At 62.1% G+C, this 26895-nt stretch carries 33 protein-coding genes; 31 read left to right on the plus strand and 2 right to left on the minus strand.

What is annotated here, in order from left to right; genetic code table 11:
- The 3 genes from DESPIG_RS02835 to DESPIG_RS12685 form a co-directional block, all read left to right on the plus strand.
- On the plus strand, positions 1–250 hold a 250-nt coding region (locus tag DESPIG_RS02835), incomplete at its 5' end, for an STAS domain-containing protein (RefSeq protein WP_006004802.1).
- 19 nt (positions 251–269) lie between these two features.
- The gene (locus DESPIG_RS02840; protein WP_040369135.1) at positions 270–725 is read left to right on the plus strand and encodes an ATP-binding protein; all 456 of its coding nucleotides are present in this window, start codon (positions 270–272) and stop codon (positions 723–725) included.
- 132 nt (positions 726–857) lie between these two features.
- Positions 858–1547 (plus strand): lytic transglycosylase domain-containing protein, encoded by a 690-nt coding sequence (locus DESPIG_RS12685; RefSeq protein ID WP_006004806.1) that lies wholly within the window; start codon positions 858–860, stop codon positions 1545–1547.
- A gap of 287 nt (positions 1548–1834) precedes the next feature.
- Here the strand turns inward: DESPIG_RS12685 and DESPIG_RS02850 are convergent, their stop codons facing one another.
- The gene (locus DESPIG_RS02850) at positions 1835–3487 is read right to left on the minus strand and encodes a bifunctional metallophosphatase/5'-nucleotidase (RefSeq protein WP_246118380.1); all 1653 of its coding nucleotides are present in this window, start codon (positions 3485–3487) and stop codon (positions 1835–1837) included.
- A gap of 325 nt (positions 3488–3812) precedes the next feature.
- On the opposite strand from DESPIG_RS02850, the gene DESPIG_RS02855 reads away from it, so the two are divergent.
- The 14 genes from DESPIG_RS02855 to DESPIG_RS13115 all read left to right on the plus strand — a co-directional run bounded on the left by DESPIG_RS02855 (position 3813) and on the right by DESPIG_RS13115 (position 16742).
- Entirely contained in the window at positions 3813–4121 is a 309-nt protein-coding gene (locus DESPIG_RS02855; protein WP_050760246.1) for a radical SAM protein, read from the plus strand.
- A 367-nt stretch (positions 4122–4488) separates the two neighbouring features.
- A complete protein-coding gene (locus tag DESPIG_RS02860; RefSeq protein ID WP_040369137.1) occupies positions 4489–4905 on the plus strand; it encodes a hypothetical protein in 417 nt (138 codons plus the stop codon).
- An 810-nt stretch (positions 4906–5715) separates the two neighbouring features.
- Entirely contained in the window at positions 5716–7248 is a 1533-nt protein-coding gene (locus DESPIG_RS02865; RefSeq protein WP_246118381.1) for a DNA primase family protein, read from the plus strand.
- A gap of 231 nt (positions 7249–7479) precedes the next feature.
- Positions 7480–9135 carry a primase-helicase zinc-binding domain-containing protein gene (locus DESPIG_RS02870; protein WP_006004820.1) on the plus strand — a complete coding sequence of 552 codons (1656 nt, stop codon included), beginning with the start codon at positions 7480–7482 and terminating at the stop codon, positions 9133–9135.
- Complete coding sequence (locus DESPIG_RS02875; protein ID WP_006004822.1) at positions 9113–9895, plus strand: ParB N-terminal domain-containing protein; 783 nt, start codon at positions 9113–9115, stop codon at positions 9893–9895. Before DESPIG_RS02870 ends, DESPIG_RS02875 begins: the two co-directional genes overlap by 23 nt.
- Positions 9888–10118 carry a hypothetical protein gene (locus DESPIG_RS02880; protein ID WP_006004839.1) on the plus strand — a complete coding sequence of 77 codons (231 nt, stop codon included), beginning with the start codon at positions 9888–9890 and terminating at the stop codon, positions 10116–10118. The genes DESPIG_RS02875 and DESPIG_RS02880 overlap by 8 nt, the downstream gene beginning before the upstream one ends.
- Entirely contained in the window at positions 10118–11476 is a 1359-nt protein-coding gene (locus DESPIG_RS02885) for a putative antirestriction adenine methyltransferase (RefSeq protein WP_006004841.1), read from the plus strand. Before DESPIG_RS02880 ends, DESPIG_RS02885 begins: the two co-directional genes overlap by 1 nt.
- A 91-nt stretch (positions 11477–11567) precedes the next feature.
- Positions 11568–11822, plus strand: coding sequence for a hypothetical protein (locus DESPIG_RS02890; protein WP_006004842.1), 255 nt, complete (start codon positions 11568–11570; stop codon positions 11820–11822).
- A 112-nt stretch (positions 11823–11934) separates the two neighbouring features.
- Positions 11935–12354, plus strand: coding sequence for a hypothetical protein (locus DESPIG_RS02895; protein WP_006004844.1), 420 nt, complete (start codon positions 11935–11937; stop codon positions 12352–12354).
- 9 nt (positions 12355–12363) lie between these two features.
- Complete coding sequence (locus tag DESPIG_RS02900) at positions 12364–12726, plus strand: DUF488 family protein (RefSeq protein ID WP_006004846.1); 363 nt, start codon at positions 12364–12366, stop codon at positions 12724–12726.
- Between the two features lie 184 nt (positions 12727–12910).
- Positions 12911–13642, plus strand: coding sequence for a hypothetical protein (locus tag DESPIG_RS02905; RefSeq protein ID WP_006004848.1), 732 nt, complete (start codon positions 12911–12913; stop codon positions 13640–13642).
- Positions 13643–13892: 250 nt separating this feature from the next.
- Entirely contained in the window at positions 13893–14471 is a 579-nt protein-coding gene (locus DESPIG_RS02910) for a hypothetical protein (protein WP_147589156.1), read from the plus strand.
- 10 nt (positions 14472–14481) lie between these two features.
- On the plus strand, positions 14482–16530 hold the full coding sequence (locus DESPIG_RS02915) for a terminase gpA endonuclease subunit (RefSeq protein ID WP_006004852.1): 2049 nt from the start codon (positions 14482–14484) through the stop codon (positions 16528–16530).
- 2 nt (positions 16531–16532) lie between these two features.
- Complete coding sequence (locus DESPIG_RS13115; protein ID WP_006004854.1) at positions 16533–16742, plus strand: helix-turn-helix domain-containing protein; 210 nt, start codon at positions 16533–16535, stop codon at positions 16740–16742.
- A 116-nt stretch (positions 16743–16858) separates the two neighbouring features.
- Here the strand turns inward: DESPIG_RS13115 and DESPIG_RS13545 are convergent, their stop codons facing one another.
- Positions 16859–16948: a twin-arginine translocation signal domain-containing protein gene (locus tag DESPIG_RS13545; RefSeq protein WP_147589158.1), complete on the minus strand. Its 90-nt coding sequence runs from the start codon at positions 16946–16948 to the stop codon at positions 16859–16861.
- A 204-nt stretch (positions 16949–17152) separates the two neighbouring features.
- Here DESPIG_RS13545 and DESPIG_RS02925 point away from each other — a divergent pair, with 204 nt between their 5' ends.
- The 14 genes from DESPIG_RS02925 to DESPIG_RS02995 all read left to right on the plus strand — a co-directional run bounded on the left by DESPIG_RS02925 (position 17153) and on the right by DESPIG_RS02995 (position 26890).
- A complete protein-coding gene (locus DESPIG_RS02925) occupies positions 17153–17374 on the plus strand; it encodes a DUF6148 family protein (protein WP_006004858.1) in 222 nt (73 codons plus the stop codon).
- A 2-nt stretch (positions 17375–17376) separates the two neighbouring features.
- The gene (locus DESPIG_RS02930; RefSeq protein WP_006004861.1) at positions 17377–18972 is read left to right on the plus strand and encodes a phage portal protein; all 1596 of its coding nucleotides are present in this window, start codon (positions 17377–17379) and stop codon (positions 18970–18972) included.
- The gene (locus tag DESPIG_RS02935) at positions 18959–20164 is read left to right on the plus strand and encodes a S49 family peptidase (RefSeq protein ID WP_006004863.1); all 1206 of its coding nucleotides are present in this window, start codon (positions 18959–18961) and stop codon (positions 20162–20164) included. The genes DESPIG_RS02930 and DESPIG_RS02935 overlap by 14 nt, the downstream gene beginning before the upstream one ends.
- A 9-nt stretch (positions 20165–20173) precedes the next feature.
- Positions 20174–20572 (plus strand): head decoration protein, encoded by a 399-nt coding sequence (locus DESPIG_RS02940; RefSeq protein ID WP_006004864.1) that lies wholly within the window; start codon positions 20174–20176, stop codon positions 20570–20572.
- Positions 20565–21572 (plus strand): major capsid protein, encoded by a 1008-nt coding sequence (locus DESPIG_RS02945; protein ID WP_006004865.1) that lies wholly within the window; start codon positions 20565–20567, stop codon positions 21570–21572. The genes DESPIG_RS02940 and DESPIG_RS02945 overlap by 8 nt, the downstream gene beginning before the upstream one ends.
- A gap of 1 nt (position 21573) precedes the next feature.
- Complete coding sequence (locus DESPIG_RS02950) at positions 21574–22182, plus strand: glycoside hydrolase family 108 protein (protein WP_006004866.1); 609 nt, start codon at positions 21574–21576, stop codon at positions 22180–22182.
- A gap of 13 nt (positions 22183–22195) precedes the next feature.
- Positions 22196–22510 (plus strand): hypothetical protein, encoded by a 315-nt coding sequence (locus tag DESPIG_RS02955; RefSeq protein ID WP_006004867.1) that lies wholly within the window; start codon positions 22196–22198, stop codon positions 22508–22510.
- A gap of 310 nt (positions 22511–22820) precedes the next feature.
- Complete coding sequence (locus DESPIG_RS02965; protein ID WP_006004869.1) at positions 22821–23093, plus strand: hypothetical protein; 273 nt, start codon at positions 22821–22823, stop codon at positions 23091–23093.
- 3 nt (positions 23094–23096) lie between these two features.
- Positions 23097–23414, plus strand: coding sequence for a hypothetical protein (locus DESPIG_RS02970; RefSeq protein ID WP_006004870.1), 318 nt, complete (start codon positions 23097–23099; stop codon positions 23412–23414).
- Positions 23411–24097 (plus strand): hypothetical protein, encoded by a 687-nt coding sequence (locus DESPIG_RS02975; protein ID WP_006004871.1) that lies wholly within the window; start codon positions 23411–23413, stop codon positions 24095–24097. Before DESPIG_RS02970 ends, DESPIG_RS02975 begins: the two co-directional genes overlap by 4 nt.
- A 3-nt stretch (positions 24098–24100) precedes the next feature.
- The gene (locus tag DESPIG_RS02980) at positions 24101–24592 is read left to right on the plus strand and encodes a hypothetical protein (protein ID WP_006004872.1); all 492 of its coding nucleotides are present in this window, start codon (positions 24101–24103) and stop codon (positions 24590–24592) included.
- Positions 24589–24849, plus strand: coding sequence for a hypothetical protein (locus tag DESPIG_RS02985; RefSeq protein ID WP_006004873.1), 261 nt, complete (start codon positions 24589–24591; stop codon positions 24847–24849). Before DESPIG_RS02980 ends, DESPIG_RS02985 begins: the two co-directional genes overlap by 4 nt.
- A 12-nt stretch (positions 24850–24861) precedes the next feature.
- Positions 24862–26349: a phage tail sheath family protein gene (locus tag DESPIG_RS02990; protein ID WP_006004874.1), complete on the plus strand. Its 1488-nt coding sequence runs from the start codon at positions 24862–24864 to the stop codon at positions 26347–26349.
- Positions 26309–26890 carry a phage major tail tube protein gene (locus DESPIG_RS02995; protein WP_006004875.1) on the plus strand — a complete coding sequence of 194 codons (582 nt, stop codon included), beginning with the start codon at positions 26309–26311 and terminating at the stop codon, positions 26888–26890. Before DESPIG_RS02990 ends, DESPIG_RS02995 begins: the two co-directional genes overlap by 41 nt.
- Positions 26891–26895 lie beyond the last annotated feature (5 nt).

Here is a 26895-nt window from a genome sequence, read left to right on the forward strand (position 1 = left end):
TGCGACCCGCGCCCTGCTGGAAGCGGGGAAGCAGCGTCTGCTCATCGACATGTCCCGGCTGGAGTACATCAGTTCTGCCGGACTGCGGGGCATACTGGGGCTCGTCAAGGCGCTCAAGGCCTGTGCCGGCAAGCTGGCCTTCTGTTCCCTGCAGCCCATGACGGCGGAAGTGTTCCGCATCTCCGGGTTCAACGCCATGCTGACTGTCCGCGACAGTCGGCAGGAAGCCCTTGCAGCCCTGGCCGGCTGAGAGGGCAAGGAGGTAGGCAGTGGCCAGAATCATGCTTCCCGCCCGTGTTGACAGCTGCGCGTCGGCCATGGAATTCCTGCGTGAACACCTGGCTGCCGATTATGCCGGGATCCTTGGTTTTGTGGAGCTGGCAGTGGAGGAACTGCTGGTCAATGTGGCCACCTACGCCTATGCCGCTCCCTGCCCGCAGGAGGGCGACAGGAACGCCCACTGGGGTCAGATGGAACTGGGCTTCAGGCGGGTGAGCATGGACAGCGCGCCGTTCCTTTGTGTCTGGATACGGGACTGGGGCACGTCCTTCGATCCTTTCATGGAGACCGCCACGCCGGATACGTCGCTGAGCGCAGAGGATCGTCCCATTGGCGGTCTGGGCGTCCATCTGGTCAAGAACGTTTCCGCGCACCACTGCTACAGTGGTGATGACGGCACCAATACCATCGAACTGTATTTCCAGCTTACCCACGACGAAAGCTGAGCCGTGAAGGATAGCCGCTGCCTTCGTTTCTTCTGCCTTGTCTGCCTGCTGCTGAGCGTTTTTTCGGCCGGAGGGTGTGGCTCCCGGTCGTCCAGACATGTGCCGCCTCCGCCGGAAGCGGCATTGCCGCCGGTGCCCCTGCAGCCCGGCACGGGCATCCTTTCCCATGAATATCAGGAGCAGAAGGTCCTGCCGCGTATGGTGCGGGTCGCTTCCCTGCCGCAAAAAAAAGCCCCGGGCGATGTCCGGCAGGCCACAACGGCCATGACGGCTTCTGCCTCCCAGACCATGACCGTGACCGCCGTATCAGCGGTTGACCGGGACGACCGGCCATCTTCCGCTGCGGCTTCGGCGCAGCGTGTGGCTTTTCGCCCGCCGTCCGCGCCGGTGATCCATGACGACATCGTGCCCCCGGCTCCCGAGGAGTGGCGCCGTCTGGCCCGTGAGGCCGAAGAGATTTTCGGTCTTGACGCAGGGCTGGTTCTGGCGGTCATCCAGGCCGAATCCTCCTTTGATCACACCGCCGTCTCACCGGTAGGGGCCCAGGGAGCCATGCAGATCATGCCCCATACCCAGGAAGAGCTGGGGCTCATCGACCCCTTCGATCCCCGGGCCAATGTCTATGCCGGTTCCCAATACCTGATGCACCAGTTGCAGCGTTTCGGTTCCGTGGAGCTGGCCCTGGCCGCCTACAATGCCGGGCCCGCCAGCGTGGAGCAGTACGGCGGCATCCCGCCTTTTCCCGAAACGCAGGAATTCGTCCGGCGCGTCCTGGTCTATTGGAACCGGAACCTTCCTGCGGATCAGCCGACGCATTCCTGAGATCGGGCGGGCAGGAGCCCCAGTGGCGTCCCTGCATCTGGGTTCACAGCCATTGTGATGACTTGAGGCTGTTTACGCCCCGGTTCCTTGGGGGAGGTCCCTCCGGTGCTGTGCCGGATATCTTTTCCCGCCAGTTTCCTCTTTTTCTCCCGCTTCCTTCGCTCCCTTTTGCTCCCTGTTTACCATGGCTGGAGGTAAGCTGCCTGTCGGAGCATCCGGGATTTCTCGGACGTATCCTGTCCATATCGATTCTTCCGGGGAGGCCCTGTCTGACGCGCTCTCCAGGCTTACTGCGGGCTCTGGCCGTTCGCCCGATAAAGGATGATGCGCTTTCCGTGCGGTACCGCCAGAGGGGAGTGGCGGCGGATGTAGTCGCCCGTTAGCTCCCTGACGGACAGGGGACTGGTGGCCAGCAGGCGGCCGTGCCGCAACATCCCGAAACCATCGCCGCCCGACGCCAGGAAGTCGCTCAGGACCACACCATAACGCCTCTGAGGATCCAGCGCATGTCGTTGGCCCTGCTCGTCCACGATATGGACGCTCCGCAAGCGCTGACCGGCAGGGCGGCTGGTGTCCGCCTCATAGGTCAGGCCCGCCACCTGCAAAAGCTGCGGTCCCTCCCCGTCAGGGCCGGAGACGGCGTGCTCCAGGGCTTCCCGTATCTGTTGGCCTGAATACTCCCGGACGTATACCTGGCCATCAAAAGGATGCAGGGCCAGCAGGTCTCCGCGGGAGATGTCGCCTGCGGGCAGGGAAGCCCGGATGCCGCCGCCGTTCACCAGAGCCAGGCGGGTTCCCTGTGTCCTTCCGTATTCCAGAAAAGCGTCTGCCGTCAGCAGGCCGCTGAAACAGTCGCCCTTGCGGCAGGCTTCCATGCCGTCCGGCATCTGGATGTTATGGCGCCCCACGATCTCCGTGCGATAGCGCTCCAGGCTCTCCGCATAGTTGGCCACCAGACGGGTCATGGCTTCGTCCTGCGGCAGGGCGGGGACAAGCTCCCGGGGGCCGCCTGTCCAGGCCACAGGGATGCCCGCCGCATCGAAGGTGATGCTCAGATCGCCCAGATAGCGGGTCGCGCGGGCGGCCGTCACCACGAGGACGGGAGAGCCGTCCGGTGCGTGTTCCACGATGGGGTAGGGACCATCCTTGGAGCCGGGGCCGAGATAGGTGTGGGTGTGCCCGCCCACGATGACATCGATACCGTTGACGCTGCGGGCCAGTTCCCTGTCCCGCTCCAGTCCCAGATGGGTCACGGCGATGATGTGCCGGATGCCCTGCGCTTCCAGTTCGGTGACATATCGCTGCAGCGTTGTCCGGGCATCCCGGAACGCGGTTTGGGGGCAGGCTGCCGCCAGTCCGGTGACTTCGTCATTGGCCAGCCCGATGATGCCCACTCTGGTCCCGTGTACCGTCCGGACAAGGTAGGGGCGTATGCGGCTCCCGGCCAGCGGGCAGCCCTGCTGCGGCACCAGGTTGGCGGCCAGTACGGGCAGGGGCTGGGCTTCCAGAAAACGGGCCAGCTCACGGCAGCCCTCATCGAATTCATGATTGCCCAGGGTCATGGCGTCATAGGGCAACAAGGCGTCCGCAGCGGCGATCATGGGCCATTTGTTGACGCTGTAGAACAGGGTGCCCTGGAACTGATCGCCAGCGTCCAGGGCGATGATGTTGTCCTGCTCTTGCCGGGCAGTCTGGATAGCTGCGCTGATGCGTGCCAGACCGCCGCGGCAGTCCGAGGCTTCGAAACAGGCATTCATGCGGTCATCGATGCCGGCAAGGAAGGCATGGGTATCGTTCACATGCAGGAGGCGCAGTTCCAGACCATCATCCGGGGGTGCCTTGTGGTACGCAGGAGCGCAGGCATCCATGAGGAGAAAAAGAGCACAGAGGAGGGCCGTGAACGGTGAGGGCAGCGTACGTTCTCGTGACAGATGATGCATGGATATATCCTTTCTGTTTGCCTGATACGCGGAGGAGCGTAGACGTCTGCGGTACGGACCGGGAAAGGAGCTTAAGCGCCGGTCCAGACGAATAGTTTGGAGGAAAATGTTGCCCAGGAGTGCGGGGCACAGGCTGGGCGCCAGGCAGGCTGCCTATCCGTTCCTTGTCGCAGAAAATCCTAGCCGGGTAGGATTCGCGGATCAGGACCGATTGAACGCTCCAGCGTCCCGAGAATTGTTATACGGGGAAGCTGCGAAAGGGAAGACATATCAGGCTGTCCGACACATACACCAAGACAGCGAGGCTTACAAAAAGGCGACCGGCATGGGCAATGAACGCATCCTGCGCAACCTTGCGGCTGTGCGGAGCGCATACCCGCATCTTCCCATCCACTTGCGTACGACGCTCATCCCCGGTATCAATAATGACGAAGAGCTGATCCGGCGTATCGTCGAACTGGCCTGTTCCATGGATGCCGTTCATTACGAGCTGTTGCCCTACCATCGTATGGATGAGCAGAAATACCGTTTTGGAGGCAGGGAGTACCCCTATGGCGGCTCTGCACAGGTGGACGCCGGGATCCTGGTACGTTTGCGGCGTATCGTCGAAGAAGTTGTCCCGGAAAAGGATTGATGTCCGTTTAAAATGGTCTGTCCTCTGTCGGATGTCATATCCTCCAGTGCTGTCAGCATTGGAGGATTTTTGAATATTTGGATATCTAAGTAAAAATGCATATATGGGATATATAAAGAATATCGTTGTTTTTTGATCCTAAATATTATGCTGTATATGATTGATAGTTGTCGACGCAAGTTTTTCTTCCGGGAGAAGTATGCCAAGTCATGGTTTGAATGGCTAAAATAAATAAATTGCGTTGAAAATCAGATGATTGCTTAGATGATAGCGCCCTTGAAATATTCCCCTCTTTTTGCTATCGCTGCCGTCGGCAGACAGAAAAGGGAAAAAGAAAAATCGGGGTGAATAATAAAGGAAGTATTTTTTGCTGATGCAGAAAATATTGCCGTTTGTCTATAACAAGAACATGTCTACCGACTATCTTGAGGAGAATACTGTGAAAAATGTGTTTGTACTGCTGCTTATGATTTTGGCGATACCTTTGAATGTATTCGCTTTTGATATCCGCGGGTGGTGGCAGCTTGAAGAGATGCCTTCCATATTCATGAAGATCAATGAAGAGAAGATTTATGGATTCAAATATAGGATAAGCAAGGATACTGAGGAACGGGTAGAGATCTTTGTCGATAACTCGGATGTTCCTTGCTTTCTTGATAAGAAGGGCGAAGACAGGATACTGCTCATCAATGCTCTTGGAGAGCAAAAGTCCTATAAGCTGGTGACGCGTGATACCAGTCTTCCGCAAAAGGACGTGCGGAAATTGTGTGGTATAGAAGAGTAGATTCTTGCGAACAACTATCCGGAAGGGGAGAGTAGGCAGGAATATGGATGCCTGAGATGGTGGAAAGGCCGTTTTCATGGATCCTATTTTCTGTGGAAGCTGGCTGCCTGATGTAAAGGCAAAAAATATAGTGAGTTGATGCAAAAAGAGGCGTCGCGGCTTTTGCCAGGACGCCTCTTCTGCTTAGATTTCCACAACGTTTTATTCTTGTACCGCAGCACAGACATGAAAAAAAGGCACCTGCATCACTGCAAGTGCCTTGATTTCCTGTTGGCGTCCCCAAGGGGATTTGAACCCCTGTCGACGGCGTGAAAGGCCAACCGGCAGCGTTTGCCGCCATTGAATTTCCTGCGTTTCATGAGCGTACCGGAGCAGCAAAATGCACCGTTATGCACACCAATTTGTAAACGCATCTTGTAAACATCCCCTGGGCGTCTCTGCCCAACCATCCCCCCATCTGACAGCAGGGGCGAGTGCCTTCCCCCTGTTCCCCCATCGGCATGAACGGCCGGGCCAGAAATGTCCTTCTGCGCCCTTCGTCGCTCTGCGTCTTCACCTTGCCTGCGGGTCCTTCTGGGCCTCCCTTTCGGGCAAGGGACTGTGTACTTCGGCCCTCGGCCGCGATTTGTGGAACGGAAAGCGTGGAAAAAAGGAATAGTCATTTTCCCTCACCTTTTCCGTTTTTTCTTTTTTCGCTCATAAATTCAGATGGTTATATAAATGGCGAGAAAAAGCGCAGAGATGAAGGCCAAGGTCGAAGCACGCCGTAAGCAAGAGGCTGCGGCGAGGGCCGAGAGGGGCAGGAAGCCCGTGGAGGTCTCCAAGATTGAGATCTCGAATGACGACCTTTTGGGCTATTTCAACGAGAACCGCGTGGGAGATGCCAAGCTGTACAGCCGTCTCCATCGTGGCACGGTTATCTATGTCAAGTATTGGGATCGCTTCCTGATTTGGGGCGGGCACCATTGGATCGAGGATGATTTCGATATGGCCGCCCAGCGCATCGAGGACGTCTGTGAGCTGTACCTGCGGCTGGCCGAGAGCAAGCAGGCCGAGGCGGCAGAGGAGACCGACAAGAATGAGCGGGCCAAGATCGAAGGTCTAGCCTCGGCGGTTTTACGCCGGGTGAGCCAGCTCCGCGACACGCCGGGGCAGGACAAACTGCTCCAGATGCTGCGCCGCATCCGCGACCCGCTGGTGGTGCTGCCCAAGCAGATCGACCAGCAGCACTACGTCAAAGCCTGCCCTAACGGGGTGATCGACCTCCGCACCGGCGAGCTGCGTCCGGGGAGGCCTGACGAGTATATCCTCAACGCCATCGTGACCGAGTACGACCCGGAGCTGCTGCGGAAGGATGACCCCTGCCCGGAGACCAACCGCTTCCTGCTGTCGTCCATGGACGGGGATCAGGAGCTGGTGGACTTCATCTGGCGCCTCCTTGGCTACGGCCTCATTACGGAACGCCGCGACCACATCTTCACCATCATGTGGGGCGAACACGGGCGCAACGGCAAGGACACGCTCATCAAGCTGGTGACGCATGTGCTGGGTCAGACGCTCTCCGGCGACGTGCCCGTGGAGATGTTCTTGCAGATGCAGCAGACGCGGAACTCCTCGGCCCCGTCTCCGGACGTGCTGGCCCTGCGCGGCATGTGCGTGGCGTGGATCAACGAAGCGGAGGAGGGGCAGCGCTTTGCCTTGGCCAAGCTCAAGAAGCTGACCGGCGGTGGCTACATCACGGCGCGCGGCCTCCAGGACAAGCTCCAGACCACATGGCTCCAGACCCACCTGCCCATCATGACCACCAACGAGCTGCCCAAGGCCAAGGCCGACGACGCGGCCTTCTGGGCGCGGGCAGTCCTCATCAAGTGGCCGCTTTCCTTCGTGGAGCGGCCGGAGCAGCCCTACGAGCGCCCGGCGGACAAAGACCTGAACGAGAAAATCGGGGCCGAGGCCAAGGGGGTGCTGGCCCGCATGGTGCGCGGCAGCATGGAGTACCTGCGGGACGGCCTCAAGATCCCGGACAAGGTGCGGGAATGGACGCGGGAGCAGCGGGCCAGCTGGGACGACGTGGGCCTTTTCCTCTCGGAGTGGTGCATCTCGGAATCCCATCAGGCCAACCCCGCCAACTACACCCTGAAGGTCAACGCCACGGATCTGCATGAGGCCTTCTGCATCTGGTACGCCCGTTACCGGGACAGGCGCTATTCCATCTCCGCCAAGAAATTCGCGGAGGCCTTGAACAAGAAGGACATCGCCTACAAGCGCTCCAACGGCTCATGGCGTTTGGGCATCGACCTGACTGACGAGGCCCGAAAAGAGCTGGACAGCCACCGTGCCTAGAGATGACCTGTCCGCACCTGTCCGCAGGTGCGATAATGTAACCACTCTTGATTGTTGGCAAAAGACTAAAATGGACAGATGGACAGGACAAATACCCATTTCCACACGCATCCCGCATGGGCGCACACTTGCGCATAACATGTCCCCTGTATCTGTCCATCTGTCCAGATAAGAAAAAAGTATAATAAAGTAGGTAGTTAATGGAATCAAAAGGCGGACAGGTGCGGACAGATGACTTTGCTTGATTACTACAAGAGCCGCTTTGGCGAGGCTGTGAAGCGACAGGGCGGCGCATGGAACGGCCCCTGCCCCCTGTGCGGTGGTGAACCGGGGAAGTCCGACCGTTTCATGATCTGGCCGGACAGGGCCGAAAACCTGGGCGAAGTCTGTGCCCAGAACGGGCTCAAGGGGATCTGGTCGTGCCGTCAGTGTGGTGCCAGTGGGGATACCATCGCTTACCTGACCAAGGTGGAGGGCATGGACTTCAAGACGGCGCTGGCGGAGCTGGGGATCGAGGGCAGGCGTCCTTCCTTCCGGCGGCGCCGGGCTCCGGCAGAGCCCCGCCGGGAAAGCTCCCGCTGGGAGCCCCAGCAGTGGCCGGAACCTACCGAGCCGTGGTGCGAGTATGCCGGGAAGCTGCTGGCCGAAGCCGAGGCGGTGATCTGGGAGGAGCCGACCGCGCTGGCATGGCTGGCCAAGCGGGGCATCAGCGAGGAGGCCGTCCGGGCGTACCGGATCGGCTACCTCCGGGCGGAGAGCGGGCGCTTTCCGGGGCGGTTCCGGGCTCGTGCGGCCCTGGGTCTGCCCCCGCGCAAGGGGGATGACGGCAGGGAGCATACCCGCATCTTCATCCCGCGCGGCATCGTGATCCCGACGCTGGGGGCCGACGGGCGGGTGCTTAACCTGCGGATCAGGCGGCACAAGCAGGATCTGCGCGAGCGTTCGCCCAAATACCTTGAGCTGGAGGGCTCCTGCAAGGCCCCCCTGCTGCTCTCCAGTTCACGCCCGGCCCCGCTGGCGGCCTACTTTGTGACCGAGGCGGAGCTGGACGCCATCCTGATCCACTACGCCACGGGCGGCGTGGTGGGGGCGCTGGCCGTCCGCACCAACCGGGGCAAGCCCGATGTCCATGCCCATGAGCGTCTGCGGCAGGCCGTCAGGATCGGGATCGCTCTGGATTACGACGGCCCCGGAGCTGACGGGGTGGAGTTCTGGGAGCGGCATTACCCGGCCAGCCTGCGCTGGCCGACGCCGGAAGGCAAAGACCCAGGCGATGCCTTCCGCCTTGGTGTGGACATCCGGGAGTGGGTCGGCTCCTGCCTGCCTGACAGCATTGCCCTGCCTGAGAGCATGGAGCCCCACAGGAGCAGCATAGCACAGGATGGCGGCCCTGAACAGCATGATGAGGATGATGGGCAAGTGGACACTTCTGTCGCTGGTCAGATGAATGTGGGGGGCGGGGTGGCCCCGGGATCTTGCCCTGAACCTGAAGGAAAAAGCCCATCGCAGCGTACCAGGAGTGGATGCGTCGAGGGTTTCACGAATTTCATCTGGGCCGATGCGAGCATGTTTTCCGCGGCTGTCCTGCGCCAGCTCCGGGCCGCCCTGCCTCCGGGGATGGAACTCGAATTGGTGCCCGCCGCCGTATGCCGCTGCTGGCTCCAGTGGCGGCGGCTCCCGGTAGTCTATGCCCGCTATAGGCGCGAATGGTTGTGGGATGGCGCGTTCCGGCTGGCGAATCCGGGCGTGTGTGATGATTTTGAGGGCAAGGTGGCGTCCTCTCCAGAGATCATGCAGTGGCTGCATGACCACTGGGCTGAGGAAGTCACGACCGAAAACCTTTTTGACCTCTGGGGGATCACGAATGGATCTGACGCAACGGAATGAAGAGCTGGCTGCCATCAGCCGGGAGATGTTCGGGGAAGGGATGCTGCTGCAGGCGGTGGAACCCGCCAGGCTGTGCCTGCTCAAGGACAATGCCCGCTTTTTCAAGCGCGAGACCTTCCGGCAGCTGCGGGACAACATCGCATCGGACAAGCGCCTGTCCAGCGTACCTCTGTGCTACCGGCATGAGGATGGCCGGCTGGAGGTGCTGTCCGGCAATCACCGGGTCAAGGCCAGTATCGAGGCCAAGATCCCCGTGATCCTCGTGCTGGTCATCACGGAGACCCTGGACCAGAGCCGCCGCATCGCCATCCAGCTCTCGCATAACGCGCTGGTGGGAGAGGATGACCAGAGCATCCTGGCCAACCTTTGGTCGCAAATAGAGACCATTGAGGACAGGCTCTACAGCGGTCTCGACAGCGAGGTAACGAAGGAGCTGGGCGAGGTGGAACTGGTGAATTTCTCCACGCCGCAGGTCCCGGCCCACATGGTCACGTTCATGTTCACGGATGGGGAAAAGGAACAGCTGTCGGAGATCCTGGATATGCTGTCCGATGCGGCCAAAAAATCGTCTGCCGTGTATGTTTTCCCCGGGACGCAGTATGAGGCGTTCACCAAGCTGCTCGCAGACGTGAAGGACGCCGAGAAGATCCGCGATAGCTCGCTGGCCATGCTGCTCCTGCTGAAGCTCGGCGCGGAGTATCTTGAGCAGGAGGCCCTTGCCGCTGCTGACCAGGAGGTGGAGGAGGCGCGTCATGGATAGCGCAGGCAAAGCGGCCATTCGGCCCCGGACATCAGCGGCGGAACTCTGTTTTCTGGGCAGGGAGGCGGACTGGCTGGCGGACAAGCTGGTCTACCAGAAGCCCAACGGCAAATATGTCGGCGCTCCTTGCGCGGATGATTTCGGCTACCGCCAGTTCCCGACGCGGGAAGAAGCCGTGGCCTCATGGCGGGAGGCCGCCAGAAAAGCAGTGAGGTGGGAATAATGAGCTTTCTCGGTTCCATCGCCGGGCCGTTGCGCCGGGTACTGGCCTCCTATGCGGATGAGGTCACCGTCCCCGTGCTTCTGCCCTGCGCGGGCAATTTCACGGTGGGCGCGGCCCTGCGTTCCGGCGGCTACATGGGGCGGATAACCGGCTGTGACATCACGCTCTACACGTCGGCCCTTGGTGCCTACCTCGCCGGGGAAAGGCTGCCCGTGGTCGAGCGCGAGGACTGCCCGGAGCATCTGCGCGGCCTTCTGGATTGCAGCGATCCCGCCCGTCTGGCGGCGTCGGTAGCCATCATGCTCGACCTGCGTCAGGTCTGGAAGGCCCAGAACATCTGGCACCGGCGGGTACTGGCCAACTGGCGCCGGAACTGGCCCACGCTCATGGACAAGACGCTGGCCAAGCTGGAGGCCTACCGCGCCCACCTCACGCAGGGGGAGGGCTTCGGCTACGTCCCGCAGGATGCCGTGGCCTTTCTGCAGGAGCATGATCCCGACCATGCGGTCTTCATCGCGCCGCCCACCTTCGGCAGCCGCGATTACATCAACCAGGAGCGGATGCTGGCGGCCTCGGCCTCGTGGCCTGCCCCGGAGTATGGGGAGATCAGCTTCAAGGACGTGCCCATCTATGAGCAGATCACGTCCTTCCGCGAGTGGATGATCATAATGGAGCGCCCCCTGCCGGAGGTCGAGAAGATCCTGGGTGAACCTGTGGCGGTCGTCCACAAGGGGCGCAAAAGCATCACCTACGCCTACGCGGGACACAGCCGGCGCCGCATCGTGACCCGTGGCTACCTGCCGTCGCGCTCCCCAGGCCCGATCTTTCCCGGCGACCGCGTCCTGACCGGTACGGAAAAGCCCGGCCTCGTGCTGCTGGACAAGAAGCAGACCGTGCGCATGAACGAGCTGTTCATGTCCGTCCGGGTGGACTACTTCCTCGCGGACGTGGCCCTGTCCATCGGCCTCTGCCTGGACGGCAGGATCATCGGAAAGCTGGATTTCAACCTGACCAAACACCAGTGGGCGCTGCCGGAGCCGGGCCACCAGATCTATCAGCGATCGGATCTGGCCGTGCCCAGCGTGGAGACGCGGCTGGCCAAGCTGGTGCTGATGATGTGCCAGTCGCATGAGGTCAAGCAGCTCATCGACGCCACCTTCCAGGATGACGTGCGCTATGCCGTGACCACGGCTTTCTCCATGCATCCGGTCAGCATGAAATACCGGGGCGTCTACAAGCTCCACAAGCGTCTGGAGGGGGAGAAGGGCGAGGGCTTCCGGCTCAATTACTACGGGGAGCTGGGCCTGTGGAGCCTCGATGAGGCCTATGCCCTCTGGTGGAAAAAATTCCACAAATAGCCGTTTTTGCAGGCTTTTTACTTGCGCCGGGGTGTCAATATGGTATTGTTTAAGTATGCGAAATACTTATCAAAACACACTGGAGACCGCCATGAAGACATCCCGTCGTGCGTTCCTTGCCCGCCTCATGCGCGAAGCGTGGGCCCTGGCCAGACTGGGGGCCAGCCGCTTCGGAGGGAGTGCCGTGCTGTATTTTGCCATAGCCCTGCGCCTCGTCTGGCGGGACAGCCGTCCCCGTACTGTCTGGCACAAGGGGATAGGCAACCGCTTCCTGCTCCCCGGCATGCCCGTGCCGGAAGGGCTGGAAAAGGCAGGGCAGCTCCTGCTGCCCTGCATAGCAAAATAAAAAAGGGCGGCAATGCCACTTGCCGCCCTCGATAGTAGCGGAGCCTTCTCAGCCACCATCATGCACAAAGGACAGGTTGGCAGGCCCGCTGGCAAAAGTCAAGGAGCCTGCCATGAAGACTGCCAAAAAGGGCATTCGCGCCATCAAGAAAGCCTGCCGGGAAATGGCGCACGAGATGATGCTGCTGGAATACCAGAAGTACGACGACATCTGGTGGAACCGCATCCGCATCACGCCGGAGCTGATCCGGCAGGGGGGCAAGGAGATCGTGCAGGAGATCAACCTCAAGATGCCCAACCTGCTCTCCCGCAGCCCTCTGGTCGATACGGTGGATCTGGTGGCCGAAAAGTTCGGCTTCGAGAGCATCAGCGACCTGCTGGATTACCTGCTGGACTACAAGCCCAGAGGCCCGGTGGAGGAACGCTACTACGAACAATTTCTGGCCGAAGCGCTGGAGGGTGGGGCAGCTGCGGCTGCCCCGCAGGAAGAACCTGTCCCCCCGATGATCGAGGTGGACGAAGTCCCGTTCTAGGAGAGAACGATGATTTGTACCTCTTATTTTTCGAGCAAGGCCCCGCGCGAGCGCAAGGTCTGCATCGCCAAGTGGCCGCCGCGCTACTGGACAGGGCCGCGTGCCCGCCTGTTCGCGCCGGAAGACCCCAGGGCGGTCAACTGGCGGGCGGCCTACCGCAAAAACCTTGAGAGCCGTTTCCCCACGCCGGAAAGCCTCGAGCGCTATCTGGGCAGCGTCCTTGCGCTGACCCCGGAGCCCATCCTGTGCTGCTACGAGGCCGACGCCTCGCAGTGCCACCGGCGAATCCTGGCCGGCTACCTCAAGGAGATGCTGGGCCTGGATGTGCCCGAATGGAAGGAGGCCTCGCTGGAGCAGGGGAGCCTGCTCTAAAAAAAAGGTGGGGATGACAGGTGGCCGCCTGTCATCCCCTGGCTTGGAGGGGATAGGGCCCCGACCAAGAACACCGGAAGCCTATCCCCTCCGTTTGTAAAAATCAAACGGAGGCAGCCGTGGCTCATCACGGACGGGAATGAAGCCCCGCGATCCGGTACGGACGCGGGCATGTGGAGACAGTATGCCGAACGATGTGGAGGAATTGCTCGCCAGAAGCGCCAGCACAGACATCCAGGTTCTGCTGACCGCCAAGGAGAGCGCCAAGCGGGCCGCGCTCGATGATCCTTCACAGGCGAACCTCGCCGCACTGGATCGCGCCTCCAAGATGCTGGAGAGTGCGATGGAGGCAACCAAGACCCTCAAAAATTGGCAGGCAGTGCTGGATCATGTGGCCGAGAATGGCCGTAAACTCAGCAAATCGAAGCTGTACAAGGACATCGGCGAGGGGCGCTTGCGCAAGCAGCCCGACGGCACGTTCCGCCTGCGCGACGTGCAGCGCTACATGGCCAGCCTGCCTACGGCCGGGACGCCGGATGCCCTTGTCCGCAAGGCTGCTGACAGGCAGCGCCGCAAAGAGGAAGCGGACATCCGCAAGGCAGAGGCCGCTGCGGAACGCGAGGAGTTCGACCTTGCGGTGAAGAAAGGGCGATTTATCGCCAAGGATCAAGTCTACGCGGAGCTGGCCGCACGGGCGGTGACGCTCTCTTCCGGGCTCAAGACGGCATTCGAAGCCCGGAACCTCGATCTGGTGGCGCTGGTGGACGGCAATCCCAAGAAGGCCGTCGCGCTGGTGGAGGCCCTGGAGCGCATCTGTGATGACGCGCTCAATGAGTACAGCCGGGAGATGGAATTTGAAGTTGTGCTTGAAGATCTGGAGCAGGGTGCCGAGGAGGTGACAGATGAACAGGAGTAAAAAAGGGGGCAGCGGGCCCCGGGGAGGGGCCCGCTGCCCGTACTGCAAGACGTTCTACAGACATGGCTCGATGGCCCGTGCCTGCCAGAAGACGTTCAGGTGCCGATACCATAACGCCCCCGGAGGGCTGCGCAAAGAGTACATGGATGCCCAGCTCAGGACGAGCATCTGTGTCTGGTTTCTTGTGATAGGGCTGAAAAACAGTTCCGAGCGTCGTCTGCGCGCTCGCGCCATGTCTCTGGATGCCTGCATGGAGCCGCTCTACAGGGATTTGCGGGGCTTTTTCGGCTACAGCAATGCCGCGTTTGATGTATCGACCAGGCCGATCACGCGCCTGCTTTTCAGCCTGTGGCCCTCTCGTCAGCCTGTGGACATCACGCATGTGGCGGCGGTGTTCAGCTCACTCGTCAGCGATCTGCGTTTCCGGCTTGGCCCCTTCTGGGCGAAATGCCCCTCGGAGATGCGGGCGCCGCGTCTTTGGGCCGGTATCGAGCGCCAGTTGGACGGCATTTACGACTACGGTGACCCTGACGGGACTGAGGATTATCCTCATGTGGATGAGGTGCAGCCCCTCTATGACAGGATTCATGCCGCCATCTGGCCGTCGAGGCCTGCCCCGGAGATGCGCCTGTATCTCTCCGGGGAGCGGTTCTGGATCTCCGCCCAGACCAAGGCCGAGGCCCGCGAGATCCTGCGCGTTGAGACGGGCCTCGTGGGCCTGCCGGTGAAGGGCATCGCCCTGGGCGAGCGGCTGTCCGATGGACGCACTGCCGGCGAGCTGCTTTCTCTGGCCGGTGGCAAGCCGGGCATCATCGCTCTGGCCCAGTGACGGGGGTGTGATGAAAGGCCAGCTTGAGCTGATGCCTCTGCCGCAGCCGGAGCCGGTGCGGCGGGTACGTCTGACGACGGCCCTGCCGCACTGGCTCCCTCCCGCCGTGGCCCATGCTGCCGCCGACTATCTGCGGCAGCATGGCGGCAGTATCAGCATCCGTTTCTCCAAGGGCGAAAAGAAGGTCCTGCGCCGTCGCCGTCCCATTCCTGTCAGCCAGTGGGCGGAGCGCCATCGTGTGGTGGAGATGTCCAGCATCCCCGGCAAATGGAAGAACATTTTTACTCCGTATCTTGTGGGCATCATGGACGCCGCCGGGACGCCGGGGGTGGAGACGGTCATCATCTGCAAGAGCCCTCAGACGGGCGGCTCGGAATCCGGACACAATCTGGTGGGCTGGTGCATCGACCGCAGCCCCGGGCCGGTGATGTATGTGTTTCCCGACGAAATCACGGCCCGCGAGAATGCCAAAGACCGCATCATCCCCATGATCGAGACCTCGCCGCGCCTGCGCGAGTACATGACCGGCTACGGGGACGATGCCTCCAGCCTGCGGATCAATCTGGCGCATATGCCCATCTATCTGGGCTGGTCGGGCTCGGTGTCGCGTCTGGGCAACAAACCCATCCGCACCCTGATCCTGGACGAACTGGACAAGTACAAGAACCCCAAGAACGAGGCCTCGTCGGAATCGCTGGCCGAGAAGCGCACCACCACATGGCGGCGGCGCGGGCGCTGCCATATCCTCAAGATCTCCACCCCGACCACGGAGGATGGCCCCATCTGGGTGGCTTTCACCCGCGAGGCCGGGGCGCGTTTCGACTTCTGGGTGCGCTGCCCGCACTGCGGCCTCTATCAGCTCATGGCCTTCGACCGCATCAGCTGGCCGGACAAGGACACGGATCGGGAGCCGACCGCCGAGGACGTGCTGGCCCGACGGCTGGCCACCTACCCCTGCGAGCATTGCGGGACTGTCTGGGATGACGGCGACCGTGACCGGGCCGTGCGCCGGGGGGAATGGCGCGAGCGGACCAGCGGCCTTGAGCTGTCGGCCCATCAGGCCGCCCACCGGCCCACCAAGCTGGGCTTTCATATCCCGGCGTGGCTGTCCTATTTCGTGAGCTTGTCCGAAGTGGCCGCTGCGGCCCTCAAGTACAAGGAGAGCGGCAAACTGGACGACCTCAAGAACCTCCAGAACCAGTACAAGGCCGAGCCGTGGAAAGAGGAACATGTGGATCGCTCCGAGGACGCCATCCTTGCCCTGTGCGATGACAGGCCGCGCGGCGCCGTACCCGGCCCGGTGGACGGCAGGGATCGTGTCTGCGTCCTGCTGGCCGGGGTGGATACCCAGGGCGGCAGCGCGGAGAAGGGGTATTTCCGCTATGTGATCCGTGCCATCGGCTACGGCGAGGATGAGGAATCGTGGCTGGTGCAGGCGGGCACGGCCCCCACCTTCTCGGCGCTCAACGACCTGCTGTGGGGCTCCGTCTACCGTGACCCGCAGGGCCGGGAGTTCAGCGTCCGGGCCTGTATGATCGACGCCATGGGCGGCCGCACCAAGGAGGTCTATGCCTGGGCCATCAGGCACCGGGGGCGCGTGTTCCCGTGGCAAGGCGTGCGCAGCATGACCCAGCCCTATACGCCCGCGCCGCAGGAATATTTCCCGGACGTGCGCGGCAACAAGGTCAAGATCCCCGGCGGCCTCATGCTCTGGCGCTGCGACACGACGTTCTACAAGTCCGACCTGAGCCACAAGCTGGGCATCGCTCCGGACGACCCCGGAGCTTTCCACCTGCACAGCGGGGAGGGGGGCATCCTGGAGCAGTATGCCCGCGAGATGTGCGCCGAGGTCTGGGACGATGAAAAAATGGCCTGGCTCAATCCGCACCACAGGCCCAACCACTTCTGGGACTGCGAGACCATGATCCAGGCGCTGGCGCATATCCTCAACGTGCGGCAGCTCAAGCGCCCGGAGGAAAAAAGAGAGACCCGCTCCGTACCGGTGCGGCAGGTGGAGAAGCTGCGCGGCTCACGACTGGCCGGCAGGTTCGGGAGGTAGCGATGAAGGAAAGGCTGAACTGGCGTGAGGCCTGCGAGGTTCTGGGATGCAGCAAAAGCACGCTTTACCGACTAGTTGCCAACGGGCAGCTGCGGGCCTTCGGTGTGGGCAGCCGTGGCCGCTGGTACTCCCGCACGGAATGCGAGCGCTTTGTGCTGGACAGGTGCGGCATGGCTGTTGCGCCCCTTGCCAAAGCGGGGGCAAGCGGCTAAGAAAAAAAGAAGGCGGCAGGTGCTGGTAACACCCGCCGCCGGTGGGCAACGCCCTCCGAGTTTGGTTACTCGAATTGCGCCCCCGCAGGAATGGCCCTTCCTGCGGGGGCTTGCTGTTATCCGTCCATGAGGCGGAGCAACATGGCCGCTATCACGGCAGCGATGACTGCTGCCGCGATGTCACGCAGGAAGTGGCGCATAGGCATATCCTCCTTTCGGAGGGCGTGCCCGCTGCTCCCTGTAGCACAAGCCATATTGACCCGCAAGATGATGTCTCTTCCGGCCCGTTCGCCACAGTGCAGACTGTTGTGAGCGGGCTTTTTGCGTTTTTTCTGCATTTTTCTTCCCAGTGTTCCCGGTGTTCCCAGTGTTCCCAGACACGCTAAAATTGCTGTGATAATAGCAATTCCATGTTTGCTTGGACCCGTGAAGAACTCCTCTCCCTGCTTGCCGACTGGAAGGCCGCCTACAAGGCGGCCTCCACAGGCAAGTCGTACACCATCGGCAGCCGCACCCTGACCCGTTACGATCTATCGGAGATACGCGACCAGATCGACTGGATCAGCTCGGAGCTGGCCGCGCTCTCGCGTGGGCGTGGGCCTGTGCGTGTCGCCGCCCGGATCGTGAGATAGCCATGCTGTACGATGCCCAGGGCAGACCGCTCTCCACGTCTCGGCGTATGCCGGAAGCCTCCCGTGATGCGGGGGCCTTCCGCGGCTCCCTGTCCCACTGGCGCGGGCCGCAGATCCAGAGCCGTGATGGGACTTCCCGTGAGCGCGAGGTCATCCAGCGCCGGGCGGCTGACCTCATGGCCAACGACTGGTCGGCCAATGCCACGGTGGACACCATCACCAGCAACGCGGTGGGCACGGGCCTGCTGCCCAAGGCCAGCATCCCGGCTGCCCGTCTGGGTATCGCGCCGGAGCAGGCCAGGGCTGTGGGCGAGGACATGGAATGGGCCTTTGACCGCTGGATGCGTGAGGCCGACGTGCGCGGCCAGAACCATTTTTTCGATCTGCAGGCATTGGGTCTGCGCTCCATCCTCTGCAAGGGCGAGTTGCTGCATCTGGCCGTCATGCTCCCGGAAAAGGAGCGTGTCGGCCAGCAGCGCCGCTTTTCTCTGGCCATCCAGGCTGTCACGCCGGAGCGGCTCCAGACCCCGACGGACATGACGACAGATCCCGACGTGCGCGACGGCATCCGTTACACGGCATACGGCAGGCCGGAGGGCTACTACATCGCCTGCCCGCCGCCCTCCGTGCTGGACAGCTGGCTGCGTGGTGGGGGGCTGCTTGCCAATGATTTTCGCTATGTGCGTGCCCGGCTGGGCCACCGCCAGCAGGTCTTCCACCTGTACCGCATGGAGGCGGACGAACAGGAGCGCGGCTGCTCCACCTTCGCCAAAAGCATCGCGTTGTTCCGCAACCTGTCCGACACCATCAACTTCGAGCTGTTCGCCCAGGTGATGGCGGCGCAGTTCCCGATCTTTATCGCCACCGAAGGCGGCGAGCTTCCCGGCTATGTGCAGGAGCAGCATGGCCTGTCCGAGAAAGAGGAAGCAGGGCCGACCTACTTCCAAAGCATCGAGGAAGGCCAGGTCTGGTACGGCAAGGAAAACGAGAAGCCCTATGTGCTGGAATCCAAGCGCCCGTCCTCCAACTTCGCCGCCTTCGTGCGGATCGTGCAGCGGGCGATGGCGGCGGCCCAGGGCATCCCCTACGAGAGCCTGACCAAGGATTTTTCCGAGACCAACTACAGCTCCATGCGGGCCGCGCTCAACGAGGCGTGGAAGGTCTACAGCTACTACCGCCGCTGGCTGGCGCGGGCGTACTGCCAGCCCATCTACGAGATGGTCATGGAAGAGGCGTGGTTGCGCGGCGAGCTTACGCTGCCGGCCGGAGCGCCTGATTTTTATGAGGCCCGCGACCTCTGGTGCAATGCGGACTGGATCGGCCCGGCCCGTGGCTTCATCGACCCGGTGAAAGAGATCTCGGCCACGATCCTGGCCCTGGAGAACCGCCTCATGACGTACAGCGAGGCGTGGGCGCAGCATGGCGGTGACTTCGAGGAGGGGATGGAAAAGCTCCTGCTGGAAGCCCCCCTGCTGCAAAAAGTGCGGCAGGCCCTTCCTGTGTTGGGGACGACCTCGCAGGCAGCGGCCTCCACGCCCGGACGCCGCACCGACGGCAATGACATGAACACCAAGGAGACGACTGATGACGACGCCTGATGGCCTGTGGGCTCTGGCTCCCCAATTCGCCGAGCAGGTGCTGTGCGACATCCAGACCCGCATGACCTCCGGGAGGATGTCCGTTCCTGCCGGGCAGGAGCCCCGGCGTTTCAGCCTGCGGCGTGGTGTGGCCGTCATCAGCATCACCGGCGTGATCTCCCGCAAGGAGAGCTGGTGGGCTGATGTGGGGCAGGACGGCATCCGGCAGGCCCTGGATGAGGCCCGTCAGGATGAGCGCGTCCGGGGCATCCTGCTCTCCTTCAACTCTCCGGGCGGCGTGGCCGCCGGGGTCAAGGAGCTGGCGGACTACATCGCCAGCATCGACGATAAGCCTGTGGCGGCCTATGCCGACGGGCTGACCGCTTCCGCCGCCTACTGGCTGGCCTCGGCCACAGGCCGTGTCTACGCCCCGGCCATGGCCCAGGTGGGCAGTGTGGGCGTCATCTCCGAGGTGCGTAACATCAGCGGCTTCCTCGACAAGATGGGGGTCTCCATCACCTACATCGCCAGCGGCAAGTGGAAAACGGCGGGCAACCCCGTGGAGAAGCTGACCCCGGAACAGACGGCCTATTTCCAGGAGCGCGTGGACGCCCTGCATACTGTTTTTAAGGCTGATGTGGCCCAGCACATGGGTATCAGCCAGGACCCCGCGTGGACAGAGGCACAGATCCTGTTCGCCCAGTCCGCGCAGCAGCTTGGCCTCGTAACCGCCATTGTCCGGGACGAGGATCAGGCCATCAACCGGCTTTTGGAGGTAACGATGCCCGATAACAGTCCTGATGCCCCCGCGCAGGCCATGACGCGCGACCGTCTGGCCGCCGAGGCCCCTGAATTGCTTCAAGCACTGCTGGAAGAAGGCCGGGATTCGGCCAGCAACGATGGCGTTGAGTATGCCCTGAACGCCATGGAAACGGTGTGCGGCAAGGAAAAGGCCGAAGCCGTGCGCGCGTTCGTGGCCCAGGCGAAAGAGCTGGGCCTGTCCGCAAAGCAGCTGGCCGGTCTCGGCAAGCTCATGCCGCAGGCCCCAGCCGTCCAGCAGGCCCCTGCGGAACCGCAGAACAGCAAGTCCGTCATCCTCAACGCCCTGCAGGAGCAGGGCGCACAGGCGCTTCCTGCCGCTCCGGAAGCGCCCTCCACCAAGAGCAAATTGGTGGAGGATGCTGAACGGCGTCGCGCCGAAGTTTCCAAGTAGGAGGGACCCATGAGCAAAGTTACTGCCCATAGTTATGAGTTCGGTCTCCGTTTTTCCGAGCTCGTCATCCATGAAATAGACACCCGTTACAGCCGCGAGAAGGTCATGCTGGCCGCTTCGTGCGGTGATCTGGGCTTCGGGACGGTACTTACCCGTGATGCGGACGGCAATTATACCGCCCTCAAGGAAGCTGATGGCACCCTGGGCGATGCCAAGGCCGTGCTGATCCAGACCGCCCCCAATGCCGATGCCCCTCAGGAAGTGACCGTGCTGCGCGGCTACGCCATCATCAACAAGAACAAGCTGCTTTTCGACAGCAGCGTGGTCAAAAAGGATGAAGCCGTGCAGGCCCTGCATGACCTGGGCTTTGCCATCCGCGCCATCGAGGAGGTGGAAGACGATGTTTAACTGGCCGGATACGTTTTCCGTGGTCGAGATGACCGATGCCGTCAACAAGCTGCCTCTGATGCCCCTGCGTTTCAGCGGCATGTTCGAGACATACGGTCTGCCGACCACGCACATGGCCTTCGACTGCAAGCGCGGCCGTATCATCCTGATTTCTGATTCTCCGCGTAACGCCGATCCTGAGTATGTGACCGGACAGACTGAAAAGCGTGAAACCAAAATCCTGAGCTGCACGCACCTGTCCCAGGCCGACACATTGGCCCCTGAAGACCTGCAGGACGTGCGGGCCTTTGGCTCCACGGAGCCTGTGACGGTGGAAAGTGTCATCAACGACAAGCTCTCCGCCCTCAAGCGCAATCTGGACATGACGCTGGAGTTTCATCGCCTGGGTGCCATCAAGGGCATCGTACTGGACGCTGACGGCAGCACCGTACTGCACAACATTTTCGACACCTTCGGCGTGACCCAGAAAAAGCAGAATCTGAGCTTCCCCGCCGCTGTGGAAGCGGACAAGAACCCCATCCTGAGCGGCATCATGGCCGCCAAGCGCAAGATCGAGACGGCTATGGGCGGCAATCCGTTCACCGGCATCAGCGCCGTCATCGGCTCCAATGCCTATGACATGCTGACCAGCCACGCCCTCGTGCGTGATGCTTACAACCTTTGGGCCGCCAACCAGAGCAGCTTTGGCGATAACGATTACCGCCGTCGCGGCTTCCCCTATGGCGGTATCCTCTGGATCGAGGCCTCTGACGTGGTGGGCGGCCGCAAGCTGGTGGATGACGACAAGGGGCATCTGTACCCCACCGGTCCCGGCATCTGGAAAATGTATCATGCCCCCGCCAACTGGGTCGAGACGGTCAATACCCGTGGGCTCCCGTTTTACGCCCGCATGGACGAGCGAGGGCGCGGCCGTGGCTACGATCTCGAAGTCCAGAGCAACCCGCTCACCATCTGCATGTTCCCCGAAGCTCTCGTGGAACTGACCTTCAAGGCGGCGTAAAATGGCTGATTTCGCAACTGCCTACGCGCCGCTGGCCGGCTTTGAGGGCGGCTGGTGCAACGTCCAGGGGGACAGCGGCGGCGAGACCTACGCGGGCATCGCCCGCCGCTACTGGCCGGGCTGGCCCGGCTGGAAGATCATCGACGGCGAGAAAGACCACAGCTCGTTCGCCTCCGGGGCCAGCGCGTTCACGCGCCATCTGGCCACGGTGCCCGGTCTCGCCGATCTGGTGTCCGGCTGGTATCGCAGCGAGTGGTGGGATCGCCTCGGGCTCGCAGCCCTGCCGCAAGACCTCGCCAACGAGATCTTCGAGCAGTCCGTGAACCTGGGCAAGGGCGGCTCCGGCCAAAAGGTGCAGCTCGTCTGCAATGCCTTCAACCGTGCGAAGGCCGGAAACTCCCTGTTCGCTGACCTCAACGTTGACGGGGTCATCGGCCCCCGCACGCTTGATGCTCTGGCGGCCCTGCTGGCCAGGCGCACCGATGAAAAGGCCCTTGTGCATGCGCTCAACTGCATGCAAGGCGCGCACTACATCGAGCTTGCGGCCCGCAATCCCAGCCAGCGCAAGTTCACGGATGGCTGGATGAAACGTACCCATTGCCCCGACTAAGAAGGAGGAAATCATGAAAAAATATCTTCTGCCCTTGCTGCTCTGCCTCTGTTGCCTCTTTCCCTGCCTCGCTCTGGCAGCGGAGGCGGACACCGCTGTCCCCGGCGCCGACATCGTGGCCACCATCATCGGCTGGCTGCCGGAAAGCTGGGGACAGTGGATCACCTTCATCGTGACCATCTGTGCCGCCATCTCCGCTGTCTGGCCTCGTCCTGCTGACGACGCCAACGTGGTGGTGCGCTTCATCTACGTCATCGTGAATGCCCTTGGCTTCAACGCCGGTCAGGCCAAAAACGCTGACGACGCGGCGGCCAGCCGCAGGCTGTGATGTCATGCCGGTCTGGGCACAGGCGCTCCTGCGGCTGGTGGTGGCGGTGGTGGCTTTTTTCCGCCGGGAGCGCGCGCGGTCTCGCACGGATGCTGTGCGCGCTGACCCTGCTGGTAACTGGATGCGCAAATTCGGGGGCAGCGACAAGCGCACTTCCCCCGGTGCCGATGACGCCGGGAGCCATAGTGACGGATGAGTGGTGGTATGCGGATGGCGGGGAGCTGACCCGGATGGATGGTCAGTGGCTGCATCTGCCCGCTGATGAGGCTGGGGAGCTGCTGCTCTGGATCGAGTGGGTGGAGGATAACCGATGACCACCGAGATACTTCTGGGGGCCAATACCCTGCTGTTCGGCGCGAGTCTTTTCCTGGGCTACGAATGGTGGAAAGACCATAAAGCCCAGCACAGGGAACTTGCCGAGAGCATCAATCGCCTGTCCGAAGTGTATGCGTCGAAGACAGCCGTGTACCGGGCACACAAGCGTCTGGATGAACTGGAGGCCGTCACAGCAGATCATGCCGAGCGCCTGGCCCGGCTGGAGGCGATGCAGGAAATCAAACGGGATTGCTCCTGCGAGAGGTAGCCCATGAGCTTTAAAGGACAGCTTGAAGAAGATCTGCACACGGTCTTTTTCAACCCCGCCGAGTTCGGCGAGCAGGTGGAGCTTGCCGGACATGAGGGCGTCCCGTGTGTCTACGAGCCGCTGGAGCTCACCCCCAGCGAGGGGCACGACCGTCCCGCCGTCAGCTATGAGGGTGTGACCATCTATGTCGCTGCCGCCGATGTGCCGGACGAACTGCGCCCGCACCGCGAGACGACCTTCCGGGGACAGCGCTGGTTCGTGCTGGAATCCTCCTCCGGGGAGACCATGCGCACCATCAGGCTTTATCGAGAGAGGACATGACCATGGTGATGAGCAACTGGCAGCACATGGAGGATGAGTTTCTCCGGGTGACGACGCCCCAGCTCGACAAGACCGTGAAGCGGGCCATGAACGCCCTGATCGGCATGGAGCAGGTCCACAAGTCGCACGCGCTGCGGCGGGCGCTGGAAAAGTCCGTCCAGACCGCGCAGCGCGACGCCCGGCGCACGGCGGCCACCACCTACACGGCCCGTCCCCGCAAGCTCTTTGAGAACATGGACATCGGCTACCACAGCGATGACGACGGTCAGGAAGGCGTGCTGGAGTTTACCGGTTCCTGGGGCCTGCACCTGTACCATTTCGAACCGCTGCCGGCCATCCCCGGCAGGCGTCCGCGCGGCGGCGTGACCACCAAGGTGCATCAGGGCGGCAAGCGCTATGCCCGCCGCGAGAGCGGCTTTGATGCTCCTTTCGTCATGCGGCGCAAACAAGGCGACTACGGCCTGTTCATGCATGTAAGCGGCACGGGCTGGGGCAGCAAGAAAAACAAGGGCGTCCTCGACCAGTGGAAGAACAGCGTGGAGATGCTCTGGGGGCCGTCTCCCATCCAGGCGCTTATGCCGGAAGAGACCCAGCAGCGCATCATCGACCACGCGTCCGGGGTTTTTACCAAAAATCTGCGCCGTGAAGTCGAGGCCCTGCTGGCCAGTCTGACGAAGGGGTAGACCATGGCGACCACACGTCTGCTGTTGAAAGAAATTTGCGCGGCTGTCCGCGAGGCACTGGCCGACTATCCCTTCCCGGCCCCTGACGGCAGCTGGAGTGATGTCCGGGTGTTCCTGCACGGGCTGCCGCAGGAGCAGGGCGACGCCTGCTATCCCTTCGTCATTGTTCGCTGGATCAGCGGTTCGATGGAGGAGGAAACAGCCCAGGTCACGCGCCTGCGCGAGACTGTGGGGCTGGCCCTGGGCGTCTACGCTTCCAAGACGCAGGAGCAGGCGGGCATCCTGCTGGCCGAATTGCTGGATTGCCTGCGTCGTCCCCTCTGGAAAGGGCGCGTCCTCGCGGGGCGCTTTGAGCTGGAAGAGCCGGTCAAGGCCGAGATTCCCACGCCGCGCACGCGCTGGAACGAATACCACCTGGCCACCATCGAGACCGTCTGGAACTACGTCTGGCCGTCGCGCGGCTTGGAAGAACTGACAAAAATGGAGAGACCATGAACCCTACGCAGTACATGTATCTGGGCCCCAACCGGCCTTTCGGGCTGCCGCTGGTGACGCGCGCGATATTTCGCGGCGATCCCGAAAAGACGTTCCCGCAGCTCTCGGCCCTGTTCGAGCAGCACAAAGAGCTGCGCACCCTGTTCGTTCCCGTGGCGGAACTGGCCACGTCCCGCATGTTGCTGACCATGCAGGGCACGGCCTTGCACAATGCCTATGCCGCCATCAAGAGCGCGTCGGCCAAGGCCAGGAAGTAGGAGGAATATCACATGGCAACCACCGGATACCCTCACGGCATCTACACCTCCGAGCAGGCCACCAGCATCCTGCCCGCCCGCACCGTGGACAGCGCGGTCGTCTTCGCCGTGGGCACGGCGGCCGTGCATACGCTGGCCGAGGATAAGGCCCGCCCCGTCAACGTGCCGCAGCTTTTTTACAGCTATGACGAAGCAGTGCAGGCAATGGGCTGGGATGCCGACCATTTCGGCGACTACAGCCTGCAAGAGCTGATCTACAGCCATTTCGCCATCTACCGCGGCGCGCCCGTGGTCTGCGTCAATGTTTTCGACCCGGAAAAGCACAAGAGCGAGGTCGCGGACGAAAGTCTGACCTTCGGCACGTCGGCCCTGGACAAGAACACCGCCAGGCTGGCCCACGGCGGCGTCAGTTCCGTGGAGCTGAAGGATGAGTTGGGCGAGACCACCTATGAGGCGGGCACCGACTACAGCGTGGATGCCGTCAGCGGCCTGCTGACCCGTCTGGCCGATGGCAGCATCCCCGAAGGCGGCACGGTCAAGGCCGGCTACGTCTATGCCGACGTAAGCAAGGTCACGCCGGAAGACGTGATCGGCGGCATCGACCCCGCCAGCGGGCAGGGCACCGGTCTGGAGCTCATCGACGAGGTGTACCCGCGCTTCCGCCTCGTGCCGTCCATCGTGCTGGCGCCGCAGTTCTGTGAAGACCCGGCGGTGGCCGTGGTCATGGCTGCTAAATGCGACGGTATCAACGGCCTTTTCAAGGCCGTCTGTCTGGTCGACATCCCCAGCAGCGGCGACAACGCCGTGATCAAATACAGCGACGTGCCCGGCTACAAGGAGCAGAACAACCTCACCGACGGCCTGATGGTCGTCTGCTGGCCCAAGGTCAAGCTGGGCGATAACGTGTACGGCCTCGCCACGCATCTGGCCGGGGTCATGGCGGCCACGGACGGCGATCATGACGGCATCCCCTACGCCAGCCCCAGCAATAAACGGCTGGACATCACCTCCAGCGGCTATGTGGGTGCTGATGGCCAGTGGAACGAGCTGTGGCTCGACCTGACCAGGGCTAACTACCTGAACGGGCAGGGAATCTACACGGTCAGCAATCTCGACGGCGGCATGAAGACCTGGGGTGGCCGCATGGCCTGCTACCCCAGCAATACCGACCCCAAGGATGCCTGGGACAGCGTGCGCCGCTTTTTCAACTGGCATCAGGCGCAGTTCATCCTGACCTATTTCGCCAAGGTGGACGAGCCGCTGACCCGCCGTCTGGTGCAGACATTCCTCAAGAGCGAGCAGATCAAGTTGGACGGCTATGCCGCCCGCGAGATCATCCTGGGCGGCAGCATGACGTTCAATGAAAGCGAGAACCCTGTGACCGACCTTATCGACGGCATCATGCGCTTCCGCCTGCGCATCACGCCGCCCGTGCCCGCCCGCGACATCGAAGCCATCTATGAGTTCGATCCCGACGCCCTCAACGCGTTGTTCGGTTAAGGAGGCCTACCGTGGGAAGTATCTCCCTGAACAAACCATCTCTTTCCGCGTCTACTATGACGGTACTGACCAGATCGGCGTGGCCACCATCGACCTGCCTGAGCTGTCCTACATGACGGAAAGCCTGTCCGGTGCTGGCATCGCTGGCGAGATCGACAGTCCGACCCTGGGCATGACGGAATCCATGACGCTGAAAATGTCGTTCAATTCCGTGTATCCCGAAATCTACAACATGCTGGACTGGACGCGCTCCAATTTGTTCGAGTGCTACGCCGCCGTGCAGATGAGCGATCCGGCCACGTCCATGCGCACCTCTGTGCCCCTGCGCGTCAACGTGGTGGGCCGTGCCAAGAGCTTCCCCCTGGGCAGCCTTGAACCCGGCAAGAAGCAGGGCAACGAGCAGGAACTGGAAGTGACCCGTCTGGAAGTGCTTCTGGATGGCGAGGAAAAGCTGCTCGTCGACAAGCTCAATTTTATCCATCGCGTGGACGGCACGGATCTGCTGGCCACGGTGCGCGCCCAGATGGGCCTGAACGTCTAAGGAGG

Origin of the sequence: Desulfovibrio piger ATCC 29098 (assembly GCF_000156375.1) — a bacterium.
In the GTDB taxonomy this organism is placed as follows: Bacteria; Desulfobacterota; Desulfovibrionia; order Desulfovibrionales; family Desulfovibrionaceae; genus Desulfovibrio; species Desulfovibrio piger.